This is a genomic window from Exiguobacterium sp. TNDT2 (genome assembly GCF_003331145.1).
GTDB lineage: Bacteria > Bacillota > Bacilli > Exiguobacteriales > Exiguobacteriaceae > Exiguobacterium.
In genome coordinates this window covers 1-17,410 of record NZ_QLVE01000002.1, presented here as the reverse complement: position 1 = coordinate 17,410, position 17,410 = coordinate 1, and the positions used below count along the sequence as shown (strand labels likewise).

The following is a 17,410-nucleotide window of genomic DNA, read 5'->3' as shown; positions in this document are numbered from 1 at the left end:
GAGCTTCTTGGGAAGACCGTGCTTTTGGTAGCCACGGTTATGGGCCAAGCTCGTCGGACAGTCCCTGCCCTGAGGTGTTCCGGTCGGCGAGCCGCAATAGGTTGAGGCTCGCGTTGACGTCACGGTCGTGATGCGCGCCACATGTCCATTCCCGGACGTGCAGGCCCTTCTTGCCGCCGTTCTCGCCACAGGATCAATTAAATGTAGGCGGAACAGGGAAGGTAAATCGAAAAACTCGTTCCTTCGCCGTAAACCGATTCCGCATGAATGCCCCATCCGTGTGCCTCGGCAATTCGTTTACAGATTCGAAGTCCCAGGCCAGTCCCTTTAATGGGGCGGTGGGCATCCGAATCAACCCGATAATATTCATCGAATATATAAGGCATCGACTCGTCCGGAATGCCGATCCCCATATCCCGAACCGACAAGACGTACAGCTCTTCTTCTTCGACTAAATCGATATATACATTACCGCCGTCTGGGGAATACTTGATCGCGTTCCCAATTAAGTTATGGAGCAGCTGCAACAGCTTCTCTTGATCGGCCTCGATTGTCACGTCGTCGGCTGCTAAGATGACGTCGTGTTGGGGAGACGTCGCTTTGTAATGGGCGACGATGTCCTCGAGCACCGGTCGCAAGGCAAACGTCGACAGTGACAATAGCTCCTCGGAGTAGTTGACGCGCTGGTAATCGAGGAAGTTGTCGACGAGCCGCTCGAGCCGCTCGGCTTCCCGTTTGACGAGCGTCAACATACTATGCGTCTTTTCGTTGTCGTTATGCTGATACATGAGCAGTTCGGCGTACCCGTTGATGGCTGTGAGCGGGGAGCGGAACTCGTGGGACAGCTCGGCGAGAAAGGCGTCTTTCTGCTCCTCGAACCGGATGGAGTCGGTGATGTCCCGCCACATGATGAACACGCCGCGCGGGGTATGCGTGAAGTTGAAGATGAGCTGCATCGTCCGTTCGCCGATCCGGAGCGACTTCGCCTCCATGTTCGGGCAGCAATCGAACCGGTTCGTCAACAGCTCGTCCCAAAAGAGCGTCACCTCGTTCATGTCCGCCCCGTTCCGTTCGAACGTCTTAGTAAAGAAACGGGTCAAGTCGTCCATGCTTTGAAATCGGTACGTCTCAAGAGACGGGCAGATGGCACGGAGCTGCTCGTTGGTGTACAGATGGCTCCGCGTGAAGTCGATATAGCAGACGGCGTCTTGCATTTCCTCGACGAGCGAATCGATCGGGAAAGCGTGAGGAGAGCGTGATCGCTTCGTCATGATGGAACGCCTGCTTGCGGTTCTTACGTGAGACCGTCGTGCCGGATAGAATGACTTTCGATGCACCAGAGAACCTCCTTTCGATCAACAAATGAATGAAGAGAATAAGGACATGCAGTCGTTTTGTATATTATACGATATTCCGGCCTAATTCCCTATACCTTCAATAGACCTACTGAAAAACATGGTCGTTTTGGGACGGTTGCGGGCGATTGACACAAATTGTTCTGACAACGCGTCTCACGATTATAAGACAATAGAGAAAAGGAGTGAGGACATGAGACAAGCAATTTTAGTGACCGGCGCGACCGGGAACGTAGGGCAGTATGTCGTGAAATATTTAGCAAAGCGCGGCGAGACGGTCGTCGTGGCCGGCAGTCGACTCGATGAATTGACACAGCGCTTCCCGAAAACAAGACAGGTCGAACTCGATTTTGAGAATCCGGATACGTTCGAGGCGGCACTCGATGGTGTCGACCGTGTCTTTTTGATGCGTCCGCCACAAATCGGGGACGCGGATGTGTTTCAACCGTTCGTGGACGCCATGGCAAAGCGTTCGATTCGCCTCGTCGCGTTTCTCTCCCTCATGGGGGTCGAACGCAATCCGTTCCCGCCGCACTACAAGATTGAAAAGATGATTGAAGCGGCTGGACTGCCCTATGCGCATATTCGTCCCGGCTTTTTCATGCAGAATGTGACCGGTGTCCATGCTGAAGAAATCCGAAACGATGACCGCATCTTGATTCCGGCTGGTAACAGTAAAGTCAGTTTCATCGACGCCGAAGACATCGGGAAGGCCATCGCCCATGTCTTATCCGAAACGGAGGAACATCAACATACGGCATATACGCTCACTGGCCCCGAGGCGCTCGACTATGTCGACATCGCGAACGTGTTGACGCTCTTGACGGGACGTCGCATCACCTATGCCAATCCGAGCATGCTCGCGTATCGTCAGCATTATATACACGAGCGAGGACTCGCACCCGCATACGTGAACGTGACGATGGCGCTTTATTTGATGACACGGCTCGGGACGGCCAAAGCCGTGACCGATGACTTCGAACAACTGACCGGTGAATCGCCGCGGACGTTTGCCGCGTTCGCGAGCGAGCACTTGGAAGCGTTTCAGCGATAAGGAAACAGCCCCTTCATCGATTGATGAAGGGGCTTGGTGTTTAGAATAACGTGTACGGATTGACGCTATTGGCAGCCGTCGAACTGCTGTAGACGTATTTGTTTTTGTGGATTTCGAAATGGAGGTGGCTCCCGAACGAGTTGCCGGTGTTGCCGACCGTTCCGACGTTCGCGCCTTTGGCGATCGTCTGTCCTTTCACGACGTTCAAGCGGTCCAAATGGGCATAGACACTCGTATACGCTTGTCCGTTGATGATATGTGAGATCATGACATGGTTGCCATAGGCCCCGTAATTACGGGCGACGATAACTTGGCCAGATGCGGCGGCCTGGACCGATGTGCCTTTAGCGGCCGCCAAGTCGATGCCGTTATGGAACGTGTACCCGTACTTGCCGCTCGCCGGTCCATAGCCTTGCGTCAATGTGCCTTTCGTCGGCATGATGAACTTGGCCGCTGTCGCCGTTTGGAGTGACGTGCTGCTATATTTTTTTACATATGTACTCGAGACGTATTTCGTGCTGCCGTTATAATTGATTTTCGTCCATGAACCGGTCGCGCCGAGATACGTGAACGTTTGGCCGAGTTTGGCACTGCCGACTTTTTGGTAAGACGTCGATGGGCCTGTTCGTACGTTCAAGGTGTTCGTCGTCACTTTCACTTTATAGGAGGCGGCTGCCTCTACCGGTGTCGTGGCGGGGATGGTCAAGCCAGAAGCGAGTAAGGTGCCTAATGCAATCGTCATGAGCTGTTTTTTCATTTTATAGTAAATCCTTTCAATTATGTAACAAGGCGACAGAACAATGATAACTTATCTACAAAAAAATTTTACCATCAAAAAATAGAATTAAATATGTCATTTATATTTCAAAAAAATATATCGACATTTTATATTCTATGGATGGATTCCCCGAGAGGCCTTTTACTAGATGAGTCAGTACGTGCGTTAACAAACGAATAAGATTCCGATTGCTCGCCCGAAACGTTTCGGATAAACTGAGCCCATATATATCAAGGAGGCGTTTTCATATGAAAAACTGTATGCATTCACGTAAGCGACGGGGGACCCGTTCGTTCTAAATGATGCAGGCCGCCCCGTCGTGTCTGTCCGACTCACACGATAAAGGGGTTCACCAATTTGTTAAACACGTTCATTTCTTATTATCGACCGTATCGGTCACTGTTTTGGAAAGTCATGCTTTTTACGGCCGTCTCGGCGTTGTGCGCGCTCTCGATTCCGTTGTTCGTCCGTTACGTGACAAAAGAGTTAATTGCGGACGGTCTGACGTGGTCACTGGTCAGTATTGGGATGGTGATGGCACTCGTCACGACGGTACAAGTGTTGTCGTATTATGTGCTCGACTATCATGGGCACCGGATGGGGGCGATGATGGAACGAGATATGCGACAAGAGCTGTTCGAACATTTCATGAAGTTGCCGGTCGCCCACTATGATCGTGAGCCGATCGGAGGCATGATGTCGCGCATCACGAACGACTTGTTGATGGTGTCTGAACTCGCGCATCATGGGCCGGAGGATTACTTGCGTCACGGCATCAAATTCGGCGGGGCGCTCGCCATTTTAGCGTGGATCGACTGGCGACTGACGCTCGTCATCGCCGTCTTTCTCCCAATCATGGGCGGGCTGATCCTGTACTTCAATTAGCGGCTCCAACAGAACCTGCTCGAGAACCGCGAGCGGATCGCCGATGTGAACAGTCAAGTCGAGGAGAGTCTATCGGCCATCCGCGTCGTGAAGTCTTTCGTTATGGAACAGGCGGAAGCGCTGAAGTTTCGCCGGCACAATGAGCGGTTCTTAAAGAGCCGCGAAGGGACGTATCGTTCAGAGGCGTTGTTCTACAATGGTCTCGAATGGTGCACCGGCATCCTCGTCGTGCTCGTCATCGTCATCGGGGCGGCACGCATCACAAGTGGCTCCATCGACTTGGCCGATTTGTTGACGTTTATCCTCTATTTAAACTTTTTGGTTGAACCGGTCCGGAATATGGGCTTCATGACCATGCAGTATCAGGAAGGGATGAGCGGCTTCAAACGGTTCCAAGAAGCACTCGCTTGGACACCGGAACGACGAGGCGGTGAGCCCGTCGCGCTTCAAGGCGCGGTCACGTTCGACCATGTCGCCTTCCAATATGAGACGGGGCGCCCTGTGCTCCGAGACGTCCATGTCGATGTCCGTCCAGGCGAATATGTCGCCATCGTCGGTGCGTCGGGTGTCGGAAAGACGACGCTCGCCTCGCTATTGTCCGCCTTTTATCATCCGGGCGCAGGTGAATTGAAGTATGACGGGGTGAGTCAGCACGTGCTCGACCTCCATGTCCTCAGGCGACAAATTGCTGTCGTGCAACAAGACGTTCATCTGTTCTCCGGAACAATTCTCGATAACATCCGCTATGGCAGTGAGGCGGGTCAGGAAGAAATCGAGGCGGCGGCACGTTTAGCGAATGCTGATGAGTTCATCCGTGCTTTTCGTAAAGGATATGCGACTGAGGTCGGCCCGCGCGGGGTGAAATTGTCAGGCGGTCAAAAGCAACGAATCAGCATCGCGCGCGCATTTCTTAAAAATCCAGCCATCCTCGTCCTCGATGAGGCGACGAGCGCACTCGATCAACAAAGTGAACGAGCCGTTCAGGCCGCGCTCGAGACGTTGACGACAGGACGTACGACGTTTGTCATCGCGCATCGTCTCTCGACGATCCAAGCAGCCGGCCGCATCCTCGTGATGAAAGATGGGCGCATCGTCGAGGAAGGACCGCATGGTGAATTGATGAAGCGTGCAGGCGCTTATGCCGATCTCTATCGCTCTGTGGCAATCGTCTAATGGAATGGAAAAGAACTCGTCCGGAAAATACGGGCGAGTTCTTTTGATAAATCAATATTAAATCGATCAAGGTGCCGACAATTCTTCCTCGGTGACCCATTTATGGTTGGTCACTTCTTCACCGGACTCTAACGAGAAGTCGACCATATAGACGGTTGTCTCTTCGGCCGAATCGATAGTAGCGGTCGTGCCGCCCATACCGCTCATATGCTCGGCATTGACTTCAACCTCGTCGCCGACCATGTACGGGTCGTCCTGTGCATCCTCAATCTCTTCATGGATAATCCATTTGTGGTCTTCGACGCGTTCACCCCCATGCATTGGATCATACGAAATGCTGTATACGACTGTATCGTAGGCACCGACGATCGTCGCTTCGGCCCCTTCCATACCTGGCATATGGGCTTCTGTGATGATGGCCTTGTCACCGACCGCGAACGTCGGGTTCTCCGCTGACTTCAAGCCCTCGGGGACGTCCCCAGACCCGGACATATCCATCCCTGAATGGTCGTTCCCATCCTTCGTCTCTTCCATCTGGTCACTCATATTCGTATCGGTATTCGTCGTTTCGTCTTCGCCACAGGCGACGAGCAAACCGCTGAGCGAGAGTGCCATCGTCATCATTCCAAGTTTTTTGTTTACCTTCATTACTATTCCCTCCAAATAAAGTGTGATTAGTTTACTTTCAATTGTCCCGATTTCCCTTGAATGATTCGTTTCCCATCATCCAGCCTCCAGGAGCGAACGTGAATAATAAAAGGAGCAGTCCAATCACGATACTTAAGATACCCATCCCGATAATCCATTTCATGACGCGGTTCATAAGGCATCATCCTTTCTTGGTAAAGCGAGGACTTATTTAGTTATACCATCAACTTATGAAATATTTGTTAAACAAGAAAATAGTTTTTATATACTGCATAGGGGTATAAGGTATACATAGGAGATGGTCAAACGTGGAACATCCACACCACGCGTCATCTCATCATGAACACGGAGAAGCGCATGACTCGCATGCCGGCGGACATGAAGAGATGATTGCAGAGTATAAGCGTCGATTTTTCGTCTCGTTCGGACTGACAATCCCGATTCTCATCTTGTCGGATATGATTCAAGAGTGGGCCGGGTTCGAACTCACGTTTCCTTATGAAAAAGAGATGTTGTTCGTGTTGGCGACGATTGTGTACGTCTATGGAGGATGGCCGTTTTTGAAAGGGAGCATCGACGAATTGCGTCAACGAAACCCGGGGATGATGATGCTGATTGGACTCGCCATCAGCGTCGCGTACTTCTATAGTGTCGCCATCGTGTTCGGGTATGGGCATGGACATGATTTCTTTTGGGAGTTGGCGACGTTGATCGTCATCATGTTGCTCGGGCACTGGATTGAGATGCGTTCCATCATGGGCGCCTCGAATGCACTGCAACAACTCGTTCGTCTCTTGCCGAGTGTGGCGCACCGCATAAACGGGAGTGACATCGAAGACGTTCCGGTCTCGGCGCTCGCCGCCGGGGATTTGATTCTCGTCAAGCCGGGCGAACAGATTCCTGTCGACGGGGAGCTACTGAAAGGGCGGACGACGGTCGATGAGTCGATGTTGACCGGTGAATCGATGCCTGTCGAGAAAGAGACAGGGGACGTCGTCATCGCCGGGTCGATCAACCAAGAAGGCAGCATGACGATCGCGACGACGGGCACGGGAGAGAGTACGTACTTGTCGAAAGTCATCAACTTGGTCAAAGAAGCGCAAGAATCCAAATCGAAAACGCAGAACCTGGCCAATCGGGCTGCCAAGCTTTTGTTCTATGTCGCCGTCGGGGCGGGTGTGCTGACGTTCGTCATTTGGCTCACTCTCGGTTATCCCGTCAGTATCGCCGTCGAACGGATGGTTACCGTCATGGTTATCTCATGTCCACATGCACTCGGTCTTGCCTCTCCGCTCGTCGTGGCGGTCTCGACGGCTCTTTCGGCGAAACGCGGGCTGTTGATTCGGAACCGGACCCAGTTCGAAGAGGCGCGTCATCTCGATGCGGTCATTTTCGATAAGACGGGCACATTGACACAAGGTGACTTCGGGGTGACAGACATTGAGGCCATATCTTCGTATACGAACGACGACGTGTTGCGTCTAGCCGCCGCGGTCGAGACGGCATCGCAACATCCGCTCGCACGTGGCATTCTTCGTGAAGCGGAAGCACGCAAATTGACGTTGCCAGAAGTCGTCGATTTCGATTCGATCACGGGCGTCGGACTGGAAGGTCGCGTGGACGGAGCACACGTCCAAGTGGTCAGTCCCCGCTATATTCGGGAGCACGAGCTCTCGATCGACGAAGCGGCGTTCAATCGGTTATCCGCAGCCGGCAAAACCGTCGTCTTCACGATTCGCGACGGGGACTTGGTCGGTATGATCGCTTTGGCGGACATGGTCCGCGATGAAGCGAAAGAGACGGTCCGTGCCTTGAAAGATCGGGGCGTCCGCTCGATTATGCTGACTGGGGACAACCGGAAAGTGGCCGATTGGGTCGCGTCGCAACTTCATATCAAGGAAGTTTACGCCGAAGTATTGCCGGATGATAAATCCCGGCAAGTGCAAACCGTCCAAGCCGACGGCAGCAAAGTGGCGATGGTTGGGGACGGCATCAATGATGCGCCGGCCTTGGCCCAAGCGGACGTCGGCATCGCCATCGGAAGCGGGACCGACGTCGCCGTCGAAACGGCCGATATCGTCCTCGTCCGGAGCAACCCGAAAGACGTGCTGTCGATTCTCGACTTGTCTCGCAACACGTACAACAAGATGATTCAGAATCTATGGTGGGCCGCCGGTTACAACATCGTTGCCATCCCGCTCGCGGCAGGTGTGTTGGCACCGATTGGCATCATCTTGTCTCCGGCCGTCGGTGCAGTGCTCATGAGTCTCAGTACGGTCATCGTCGCGCTCAACGCCCGAACGCTCAAGCTTTAACAAGTTCTTCACATTTAGTATCTATACTGGGGAAGATGCTAAAGATGGAGGGACTTTATAATGAAACGAACATTACTCGTATCGACGCTCATGATGACGGTATTCCTTGCCTCGTGTGGGGGAACGGAACCAGCGAGCGAGACGACGGCACCAGTCACGGAAAAAAATGAGGCGCCGACGGAACAGGTGCCAGACCGCTGGGAAGCGACAGCAGCAGACACCGAAGTTTCCCATATTCACGGTGCCGGTTTTTGGCAAGACGGCCGCCCGGTCATCGCGACGCATACAGGACTGATGGAATTTAGGGAAGACGGTTGGTACGAGTTGTCGTCGAACCGGCATGACTATATGGGCTTCGAGCTCGTCGCGGACGGCTTTTACGCGAGCGGTCACCCGGCGCAAGATTCGCCGTATAAGAATCCGCTCGGCGTCGTTCGTGGAACCGAGAAAGGCGAGACGCTCGAAATTCGTTCGCTAGAAGGAGAGGCGGATTTTCACTATATGAGCGTAGGCTATGAAACAGAAAGCATTTACGTCTATTTAGAACAAGCGACAAAAGAGCTCGCACCAGGATTTTATCGTTCGCTCGACGGCGGTGTCTCGTTTGAGCCGATGAAGATGGACGGAATCGACGGTCGTGGCATCGCCGGTATCATGGCCGATGCAAGCGAACCGGAACGCGTCTTCGTCTATGGCCCGGACGGCATCCTCGTCTCAGACGACGGGGGAGATACGTTCGAGCCGTTCAATGATCAAGGAAACATCGTCACGATGGCCGCGGCAAAAGGACAACTGGCGTATATCGCTAAAACAGGTACCTCGTTCGATCTTGTGGTCTCGGATTTGACCGAGGAGACGGAGACGACCGTTGAGTTGCCATCGATGAACACGGAAAGCGTCCCAATTGAACTGTTCATACAAGAAGGACGGCTATTGCTGGGGACATCGGACAACAGTGTGTACGTCTTCGATGACGAGCAATGGATGCAACTGTTGAAAGCAGGAAAGATAAACTAAAAAAATGGCCGGCGCCTGAGTCAGGGGCCGGCCATTTTTAGTGGAGCGGAAGCGTGATTGTAAACGTCGTCCCGGATTGGTCGGAGGCGACGGTCAACGTACCGTCATGCAGACGAATGATTTGATGGGCGATGGCGAGTCCGAGTCCGCTGCCTCCTGTCCGACGGGAACGTGATTTTTCGACCCGATACAGACGGTCAAAGATGTGAGGCAGGTCCTCTTGTGGGATGCCTTTCCCGTCGTCTTGGATGTTGAAGTGAAGCGCCTCATCCGCAAGCTGCATATCGAATTGGACGTGGCCTGCCTCGCTGTGTTCAATCGCATTGTGGGCGATGGAACGGAACACTTGCAAAATCCGGCTTCGATCTAACTGAAGGGCGACGTCTGTCGCGCCGCAATCGGTCCGAGCTTTGAAAGCGATTGGCGTCACCCGGAACATCGTATCGAGCACTCTGCGTAAATCTTCGCATAACTCACTTGCAGGCACAGTTTCACGATGCAACGTGAACGTGTTCTCGTCCAATTGGGCGAGCTGGAACGCGTTCTCGACGAGTTCGGTCAGCGCTTGGCTCTCCTCAAGAATGGTTTGGATCGACTGCTTTTTTAAAGGCTCTGGCGTTTGCGGTTTTGACGCGATCTCGGCATACCCTTGCAGATACGTGAGCGGTGTCTTAATCTCATGGGCGAGATCAGATAAAAATTGGTTCCGTTCTTTGCGGAGGCGAGCCAGTTCGAGCGACATCGCTTCAATCGAGCGGGCCAGTTCCCCGATTTCATCCTCTCGAGTCGTCGGGAGCGTCAACGTCTCAGGATTCGTCAACACATCCTCGGTCGCTCGGCGCAACAGCTGAATCGGATTGGAAATCAAACGGCTAAGCAAAACGAACGTCAAAACGGTGATGACGAGCGCAATCCCAGTGATGTAAAGAAACCGGAGTTGAAGGCGATGACTGATCTCATGAATGATCTCAGTCGGGAGAAACATGTACACGTACCCGTAGCGTGTCGCGCTCTCCATGGCGTCAATCGGGGCCAGCACGGCGAGATACGGTTCGTTCTCCCAGTCATTTTCGAGAACGATCGTTTCATTCACGTCTTCGCGACTCGCTTCATTTTGAACGAGCGTCGCGAGCGGATCGGGGAATCGATTGGACGTCTGTAACATCGAATGATCGGGAGCGGTGATGGCGACTTTCGTGTCGGTCTCACTTTCCATCGTCGCGACGTGACCAATCGTCTCATCATCAAAGCTCATCGAGAGTACGCTCGCATGACTCTCGGCCCGCGACTCGAGCCGATCGATTTCTTCGACGACGCGTTCACCGAGGAGCGTGTGATACAGCAATAAAAACAAGACGCCTTCAATCAACAGCGTCGTCAATAAGAAAATCAGGCTGATCCGGAACGGGAGGCTGTTGCGTCGAAACGTCATGAGTCCGCCCGCTCCTCGCTCCAGCGATAACCGCGTCCCCACACCGTCTTCAAATAATCGTCGATCGGGAAGCCAGCCTCGCCGAGCTTGTCGCGAATCATGCGGATATGAGCATCGACCGTTCGCGGATCCGACTCGGACGAATATGGCCACACCAAGTCGTATAAATCCATCCGGTTGTACAACCGGTTCGGATGTTGCAGAAACAACTTTAAGATGGCCGTCGCTTTCGGCGTCATGACGACTTCTTGTTCTTGATAGAGGATGCGCCCGCTCGTTTCTTCATAACGCAATTGTCCATAATTCACATTCGTGACGCGGCTCCGTCGCAACACCGCACGAATTCGGGCTAGGAGTACATTTCCTTCGAACGGTTTCGTGACATAATCGTCGGCTCCCGCGTCCAACCCACGAATCGTCGTCTCGCTGTCTGAGCGAGCCGTTAATAAGACGACAGGAAGTTCCGCGTCGAGCGCTTTGATTTGGCGACACAATGTGATTCCGTCGACACCGGGCATCATGATGTCTAACATGACCAAGTCCGGACGCTCAGAAAGCAGCTCCATCGCTTCTTGTCCGTCTGCGGCCTCGATGCAGGTGTAGCCGTCCCCTTCGAGAAATAGACGGAGGAGCCGCCTCATTTTTGCTTCGTCATCGACAATCAGGATGTTCATCGGTTGCCCCCCTTTCTTCATAGATTCATCACTCCTAACAATTTCGAGACTCCGATTATGTTCTCCTTGTCGTTCAAGGGCGAAAGAATCGTCGGACAAGTCCGGCTTCGTCGAACGGCACAAGCTCGTCTTGTATGCGCTCGACACGGTCATGTCCTTTTCCGAACAGAACCCCACAGTCATAGTCTACCATCCGCTCGCAGAAGAAACGGATGGCTTCTTCGCGCTCGTCAAAACGGGCGAGTTCGGCAGACTGACCATCCGCTAAGTCGTCAAGGATTTGCTGGGGATCTTCATGACGCGGGTCATGGACCGTCAAGATGAAGTCGGCGCTTGAAACAGCGACCACATCGGTCATCATCCGACGTTTCATCCGGTCCCGTTCACCGGCGGCGCTAAGTAACACGAGCACACGAGAATGACGGGTCGTGAGTGACGTCACGACTTTTTCAATGGCATCCGGGGTGTGCCCGTAGTCGATATAGATTGGTGTCGAGATGCCCGTCACTTTCTCGAGTCGACCGCTCGGTAAGCTCAAATTCGAGAGGTGAGGGGTAATTTTTTGTAAGGGGATTCCCGACTGATGGATGATACTGATCGCACACAACATGTTATCAAGGTTATAGCCTTCTTGGAACGGGAGCGCAGATGACGCCGTCTCTCCGTCCATACGAACGATAAGCCGGTCATATTCCGTCTGACCGAATAAATCGGCTGTGGAGGAATGGCGGCTGAACATGAACCGCCTCGCGTGAGGGGGTGCGACGGACCGCATGAGCGCATGATACGGGTCGTCACCGTTGAAGATGCCGCAACCCGAATCTGACAATTGCGCGAACAATTGAGCTTTCGTGTGCGCATACGTCTCCATCGTACCGTGATAGTCCAAATGGTCGTGCGACAGATTGAGAAATGAGGTCGTGTCGAAGGAGAGACTGAAGATGCGTCCCTCCGCGATGGCTTGGGACGAGACTTCAATTAGGCAATCCGTCACGCCGGCCTTGACCATGGCGTGGAGGTGGCGGTGGATCGTCAACGAATCGGGTGTCGTGTTCGGCGTCTCGAACGTCTGACCGGCATACGTGATACCGAGTGTGCCGATCAAACCGATTGACCTGCCGAGTCGGTCGAACAATTGATGCGCGAGCGCGGTCGTCGTCGTTTTTCCGTTCGTCCCGGTGACACCATGCAGACGCAGTTGCGTCGACGGATAATCATAGAACGCACTGGCGAGTTCAGCTAAAGCAAGTTTCGTATCTTTACAATAGATGACAGGCACCCGGGCCTCGATCGGACGTTCGGCGATGATGGCGATCGCTCCGTTATGGATCGCCTCGTCCACGTAGTCATGGCCGTCATGGCGATAGCCCGAGATGCAGACGAATAAAAAATTTTGTTTAATTTCTTTTGAGGAGATGGAAATGCCCTCAATCATCGTTTCGGCAGGGTGATCTAAATACGTCCATGTCACGAGCTGTTTCAGCTCTGTCAACAGGTCTTGCAGGTTTTTTAACACGTCTTGATTTCTCCTTTGTCGGCAAAGTCCATTTTGATAGTATAGCCCCTGTTTGTGAAAAAGAAGTGAAATGATAGACATGCTCGCTCGACGAGATGGACCATAGGGTTTTAACGAAAAAAGAATAGGCAAAGGAATACATAGCAGCAAATGAATAGAAAGGCAGGAGAGACAAATGAAACCTTACGCAAAATTCGGCTTGATGATTCTTGTGTCGACGTTTCTTATGTATTGGCTCATGTATTTGAACGTGTTCCAATTCGACCACATCTTCTTCAGTCAGACGCGTCTGTACATGGCGCTCATCATGGGTTCGGTCATGGCGTTCGTCATGTTGCTGTTCATGTGGGGCATGTACAAGAACAAGAAGTTGAACGCCGTCATCTTGGGAGCGAGCGCGCTCGTGTTCGGACTCTCGCTATGGCTCGTCCGCAGTCAGACGACGGTCGATGACGTCAGTTGGATGAAAGCGATGATCCCGCACCACTCGATCGCCATCTTGACGAGCGAACGGGCGGAGATCGAGGACCCACGCGTGAAACAGTTGTCAGAAGAGATCATCAAAGCGCAAGAACGGGAAATCGCTGAGATGAAGCGATTGATTGAAGAGTTGGAGAAAGAAGAGGAAGAAGCGAAAGCGAACGTGGAATCTGAAGCGAAAACAGACGTGGCCGAATAATGCGGCCACGTCTGTTAGTTTCCGATTAGCGGATATTCGTGCACGTATTGACGCTCTTCAAGTTCGCGCAACATGAAATGGGCGACGTCGGCCCGGTCAATCATCGGCTTGTCAAACGCGAAATAACCGGTCCGATACGTTCCGGTCATAGGTCCTTCTAATAAGTAGGGGCCACGGACAATCGTCCATTCGAGACCGCTTGCCTCGAGAATCCCTTTTTGGATGTAACTGTCGCGCAGTAAATCGCCCGCGAACGTCTTCATGAGCGTCTCGGCGAACCGGCTGATGAGTTTCTGTTTGACGTCTTTCGGTACTTTGACCGTCGCACCTGTCAAATTGACGACGCGTGTCGCGTTGTACGCATGCATGGCGGCAACGACATGGGATGTCGCTTGTTCCAATACGTCCTTGTTCGATGTCTTCGTGTGGCCGAGAGCCATCAGGACCGCATCCGTTCCTTCAACGGTCCGGAAAACATCATCCCGGTTTTCGGCGTCTCCTTTCACAATCGTCAACCGGTCATGAGTCAAATCAAGTTTTTCCGGACTTCTGACTAGCGCTTTGACATGATGACCATGGGCGAGAGCCTGAGTGATCAATTCACGCCCCGTCCGTCCGCTGCCTCCGAATACTGCGATATGCATCACATTCACTCCTTTGTCTAGTAGATATCTCTAGCGTACTTGTTTATGTACAAGAATACAAGTACGCACAAATTTGACGTATACTATCCTCAAAGATACTGAAGGAGTGGTTCCATGGAAACGTGTCCTGTCGAAACGATTGTCCAAAAAGTTTCCGGGAAATATAAGATGTTGATTCTGCATCGGCTCGGCACGCTCGGCGTGAAGCGGTTCAATGAAATCTGCCGCCTGTTCCCGCAAGCGACCCCGCGAACATTGACCCGTCAGTTGCGGGAGCTCGAACAAGACGGATTGATCATCCGTACCGTCTACTCAGAGATTCCGCCCCGGGTCGAATATCGATTATCAGAGGAAGGGGAGTCCCTTTATCCGATTTTAGAACAGTTGGCACGGTGGGAATACGAAAGAAGCGGACAGACGCAAGCATCCGCTCGCTCATAAAGAGAAGGATTTGGTCGCATGACCAAATCCTTCTCTTTTTTAGAAGCGTCGTGGAAAACGCAAGGTGAACGTGGATCCGATGCCAGCGACCGATTCAACGTGGATACTCCCGCCGTGGGCGTCCATGCATTGTTTACAAATTTGAAGTCCGAGCCCGGTCCCTTTGATGGCACGGTGAGCCTCCGATTCGACTCGATAGTAACGTTCAAACAATTTAGGCAACGCGTCTGCTGGGATGCCGATGCCTTCATCACGGATTTGAATGACTATCTCATGTGCCTCTTCAAACGCCGATATAGACACATTGCCGCCTTGCGGTGAATACTTGATCGCATTATGAATAAGATTTTGCAGACATTGTCTGACCCGATCCGCATGAGCGACGATGGTCATGTTTTCTGGCTCGATCTGTATGGAAATGGTATGGGTTGCGGTCGTCGCGTGAAATGTCGCAAGAATTTCATCTAACATGTGGGAGACGGACACGTCGTCCATGTGTCCGTTCAGCACGACCGCATCATGGCGTTGAAAATCCAAATAATGATCGGCGAGCCGCTCGAGCCGTTCAGTCTCTTGTTGAATCAGCCGTAACATATTCGCTTGCTTCTCACGCGTGAGCGGTTGATGCAATAACAGTTCGGTGAATCCTTTGATGGCCGTCAACGGTGTGCGAATCTCGTGTGACAACTCGGCGAGGAACACTTCTTTCCGTAAAGATAACTCAAGTGTCTCGGTATGGTCGTACCATGTGAGGAACACGCTGTCCGGGTTATTGATAAAGTATGGGACGACTTGAAAAAGATGTGTATCGAACGAGCATTCGAGCGTCGAGACCGGCTCAGATGAGCAAATCGAGCGGAAGAAAGCCTCAAACTGTTCACGCGGTACGACTTCTATTTGCCGGCATCGCGCGAGAAAAGACTCGAGCGTGCTTGATTTCGAAACCTCGAAGCGTCGAGCCAAATTCTCATTCATTAAGAACGTATTCGTCGCGGGTTCATAAAAGCAGACCATCGCCTGCGACTTGTCGAGCAAGGATTGGACAAATCCATCCGGTTTCGTCCAGTCTCGCTCGGTCGGATCAGGTCGAGTGTCGTCGTGCGCTTCAAAAAAAGACGAAGCAATCGGTTCAAGGTTGTGTGTCATCGGTGTCGCCCCCTATCTTCTGCTGAAACGTTCCTAAAACGCCTTCAAGTGAAATTGTAAAGCAACGTGTATGCATTGCCTATGCGACAATGTGCAAAATGTGCAAAATTCTTGAATTTGAACCAAATTTCTCACAAGTCCTTGTGAAGCTTCTCTTCGATCAGATATAACGCTAACGTGAGGGCATCAATCCGTCGTTTCGCCAGTGTCACCTGCGATTTGTATCGCTCAGGGGAGTCTTTCGCCTCGAGCGTCCTCACCGTCTCGTTCAGTTTTTGGAGAATCGAATCGATTTGCCGCTTCGCCTCCGTCAGTTCCGTCATTGAATAATTCATGGCTCCTCCTAAAGGGTTTTCTCCAGTATACAGAAGAAAAACCGAAGCATGTGCCCCGGTTTAGTCTGTCTGCGGTATATAGTTTCTAGTACGGCGGTTTGTCGAGCGCGGTGCGACGAGGAAAAAGATTCCTAACATCACGCCGACGCCAAGTCCCCATGGACTGTTGAACAGAAGCATCAACACGATCCCGAAGACGAGTCCAATACTCACATCACCCATACGGTCAAACATGCATAACCACCTTTTCTGTGTTTGCTAGACTAAAGGTTTACCCACAATTGAGAAGTGATACACCTGGGAGGCTAGCACGTCTCCCTTTTGTTATACGTTCGTCTGTTGATTTGGTTTCGTTTTGTAGAAACTATAGACGACGCTAATTAAGATGACGAGCACAATTGTCCCGAGCGACATCCAAATCGGCATCTTGTACACATCGCCGAAAATCATCTTCGTCCCGATGAAGACAAGCATGAAGCTGAGCCCGTGCTTCAAGTAGTAGAAGCGGTCAATCAAGTTAGCAAGGACGAAGTAGAGGCTACGGAGTCCAAGAATCGCCATGATGTTCGCATAGAAGATGATATACGGGTCACGCGAGTAGGCGAAACTGGCCGCGACCGAGTCGACGGCGAAGACGATATCTGAAATTTCGATAAAGATGAGCGCGATGAAGAGCGGTGTGAAAAACAGTTTGCCGTTGATACGTTTCGTGAACTTACCAGACGAGATGTCTTGCGTGATCGGCAAGCGGCGCTCGAGCCAACGAATCGTCTTGTTCTCTTCGAGCGACTCGTCTTTGCCGATATTCTTGAACATCATCCAACCTGTGTAGACGAGGAAGGCACCGAACACGTAGTAGACCCAACCGAAATTCTCCAACAGGGATACCCCGGCAACGATGAAGACGGCCCGGAAGAAGATTGCTCCGAGAATGCCCCAGAATAATACTTTGTGTTGATACTTGAGCGGAATCGCGAAGTAGGCGAATACGAGCGAGAAGACGAACACGTTATCGATGGCGAGTGCTTTCTCGATGAAGTAGACGCTCGCATATTCGGTCGCGGCCGTGCCACCTTGTGAGTAAAACAACCATCCACCGAACGCGAGAGCAATCCCAATCCAGACGAACGTCCAAATCCATGCCTCACGGAGCGAGACTTCGTGTGCCTTGCGGTGGAACACCCCGAGGTCAAGTGCGAGCATGAAGATGACGAGTGCCAAAAAGGCGATGAGCAGGGTCAACAACAATTCCTCCTTTTTAAGTTCACATGAACTCTATATGATTAATTTAAGTTCATAAGAACTTAAAGTCAAGTAA

At 52.2% G+C, this 17,410-nt stretch carries 18 protein-coding genes and 1 pseudogene; 7 read left to right on the top strand and 12 right to left on the bottom strand.

The window, feature by feature from the left end:
- Positions 1-197: 197 nt before the first annotated feature.
- Entirely contained in the window at positions 198-1,271 is a 1,074-nt protein-coding gene (locus tag DPV68_RS01705; protein ID WP_114165125.1) for a sensor histidine kinase, read from the bottom strand.
- 277 nt (positions 1,272-1,548) lie between these two features.
- Between DPV68_RS01705 and DPV68_RS01700 the strand changes: the two genes are divergently transcribed.
- Complete coding sequence (locus DPV68_RS01700) at positions 1,549-2,409, top strand: SDR family oxidoreductase (protein ID WP_114165124.1); 861 nt, start codon at positions 1,549-1,551, stop codon at positions 2,407-2,409.
- Positions 2,410-2,449: 40 nt separating this feature from the next.
- Here the strand turns inward: DPV68_RS01700 and DPV68_RS01695 are convergent, their stop codons facing one another.
- Positions 2,450-3,151 carry a peptidoglycan DD-metalloendopeptidase family protein gene (locus DPV68_RS01695; protein WP_370447058.1) on the bottom strand — a complete coding sequence of 234 codons (702 nt, stop codon included), beginning with the start codon at positions 3,149-3,151 and terminating at the stop codon, positions 2,450-2,452.
- 450 nt (positions 3,152-3,601) lie between these two features.
- Here DPV68_RS01695 and DPV68_RS15010 point away from each other — a divergent pair.
- A pseudogene (locus DPV68_RS15010) lies at positions 3,602-4,393 on the top strand (ABC transporter transmembrane domain-containing protein); the annotation flags it as partial.
- Between the two features lie 18 nt (positions 4,394-4,411).
- A complete protein-coding gene (locus DPV68_RS15005; RefSeq protein ID WP_370447062.1) occupies positions 4,412-5,245 on the top strand; it encodes an ABC transporter ATP-binding protein in 834 nt (277 codons plus the stop codon).
- Between the two features lie 66 nt (positions 5,246-5,311).
- On the opposite strand, the gene DPV68_RS01685 is transcribed toward DPV68_RS15005, so the two are convergent.
- Together DPV68_RS01685 and DPV68_RS14820 are read right to left on the bottom strand one after the other, a co-directional pair.
- On the bottom strand, positions 5,312-5,893 hold the full coding sequence (locus DPV68_RS01685; RefSeq protein ID WP_114165122.1) for a YdhK family protein: 582 nt from the start codon (positions 5,891-5,893) through the stop codon (positions 5,312-5,314).
- Positions 5,894-5,930: 37 nt separating this feature from the next.
- On the bottom strand, positions 5,931-6,068 hold the full coding sequence (locus tag DPV68_RS14820; protein ID WP_157964123.1) for a hypothetical protein: 138 nt from the start codon (positions 6,066-6,068) through the stop codon (positions 5,931-5,933).
- 211 nt (positions 6,069-6,279) lie between these two features.
- Here DPV68_RS14820 and DPV68_RS01680 point away from each other — a divergent pair, with 211 nt between their 5' ends.
- The gene (locus DPV68_RS01680; RefSeq protein ID WP_114165365.1) at positions 6,280-8,208 is read left to right on the top strand and encodes a heavy metal translocating P-type ATPase; all 1,929 of its coding nucleotides are present in this window, start codon (positions 6,280-6,282) and stop codon (positions 8,206-8,208) included.
- Positions 8,209-8,268: 60 nt separating this feature from the next.
- The gene (locus DPV68_RS01675; RefSeq protein ID WP_114165121.1) at positions 8,269-9,225 is read left to right on the top strand and encodes a F510_1955 family glycosylhydrolase; all 957 of its coding nucleotides are present in this window, start codon (positions 8,269-8,271) and stop codon (positions 9,223-9,225) included.
- A gap of 37 nt (positions 9,226-9,262) precedes the next feature.
- Here DPV68_RS01675 and DPV68_RS01670 read toward each other — a convergent pair whose 3' ends face one another.
- The 3 genes from DPV68_RS01670 to DPV68_RS01660 all read right to left on the bottom strand — a co-directional run bounded on the left by DPV68_RS01670 (position 9,263) and on the right by DPV68_RS01660 (position 12,847).
- Entirely contained in the window at positions 9,263-10,657 is a 1,395-nt protein-coding gene (locus DPV68_RS01670) for a sensor histidine kinase (protein ID WP_114165120.1), read from the bottom strand.
- Positions 10,654-11,331, bottom strand: coding sequence for a response regulator transcription factor (locus DPV68_RS01665; RefSeq protein WP_198662217.1), 678 nt, complete (start codon positions 11,329-11,331; stop codon positions 10,654-10,656). The genes DPV68_RS01670 and DPV68_RS01665 overlap by 4 nt, the downstream gene beginning before the upstream one ends.
- A gap of 73 nt (positions 11,332-11,404) precedes the next feature.
- The gene (locus DPV68_RS01660) at positions 11,405-12,847 is read right to left on the bottom strand and encodes a UDP-N-acetylmuramoyl-L-alanyl-D-glutamate--2,6-diaminopimelate ligase (protein ID WP_157964122.1); all 1,443 of its coding nucleotides are present in this window, start codon (positions 12,845-12,847) and stop codon (positions 11,405-11,407) included.
- Between the two features lie 175 nt (positions 12,848-13,022).
- On the opposite strand from DPV68_RS01660, the gene DPV68_RS01655 reads away from it, so the two are divergent.
- On the top strand, positions 13,023-13,526 hold the full coding sequence (locus DPV68_RS01655; protein ID WP_114165117.1) for a DUF305 domain-containing protein: 504 nt from the start codon (positions 13,023-13,025) through the stop codon (positions 13,524-13,526).
- A 14-nt stretch (positions 13,527-13,540) separates the two neighbouring features.
- Here DPV68_RS01655 and DPV68_RS01650 read toward each other — a convergent pair whose 3' ends face one another.
- Positions 13,541-14,170: an NAD(P)-dependent oxidoreductase gene (locus DPV68_RS01650; protein ID WP_114165116.1), complete on the bottom strand. Its 630-nt coding sequence runs from the start codon at positions 14,168-14,170 to the stop codon at positions 13,541-13,543.
- Positions 14,171-14,284: 114 nt separating this feature from the next.
- On the opposite strand from DPV68_RS01650, the gene DPV68_RS01645 reads away from it, so the two are divergent.
- Positions 14,285-14,611 carry a winged helix-turn-helix transcriptional regulator gene (locus tag DPV68_RS01645; RefSeq protein WP_114165115.1) on the top strand — a complete coding sequence of 109 codons (327 nt, stop codon included), beginning with the start codon at positions 14,285-14,287 and terminating at the stop codon, positions 14,609-14,611.
- Positions 14,612-14,650: 39 nt separating this feature from the next.
- On the opposite strand, the gene DPV68_RS01640 is transcribed toward DPV68_RS01645, so the two are convergent.
- The 4 genes from DPV68_RS01640 to DPV68_RS01630 all read right to left on the bottom strand — a co-directional run bounded on the left by DPV68_RS01640 (position 14,651) and on the right by DPV68_RS01630 (position 17,334).
- Positions 14,651-15,757, bottom strand: a complete 1,107-nt coding sequence (locus tag DPV68_RS01640; protein ID WP_114165114.1) for a sensor histidine kinase — start codon at positions 15,755-15,757, stop codon at positions 14,651-14,653.
- Positions 15,758-15,888: 131 nt separating this feature from the next.
- Positions 15,889-16,092, bottom strand: a complete 204-nt coding sequence (locus DPV68_RS01635; protein WP_114165113.1) for a hypothetical protein — start codon at positions 16,090-16,092, stop codon at positions 15,889-15,891.
- Between the two features lie 60 nt (positions 16,093-16,152).
- Positions 16,153-16,314: a hypothetical protein gene (locus DPV68_RS14925; protein WP_198662216.1), complete on the bottom strand. Its 162-nt coding sequence runs from the start codon at positions 16,312-16,314 to the stop codon at positions 16,153-16,155.
- A gap of 102 nt (positions 16,315-16,416) precedes the next feature.
- A complete protein-coding gene (locus tag DPV68_RS01630) occupies positions 16,417-17,334 on the bottom strand; it encodes a TerC family protein (protein WP_114165112.1) in 918 nt (305 codons plus the stop codon).
- Positions 17,335-17,410 lie beyond the last annotated feature (76 nt).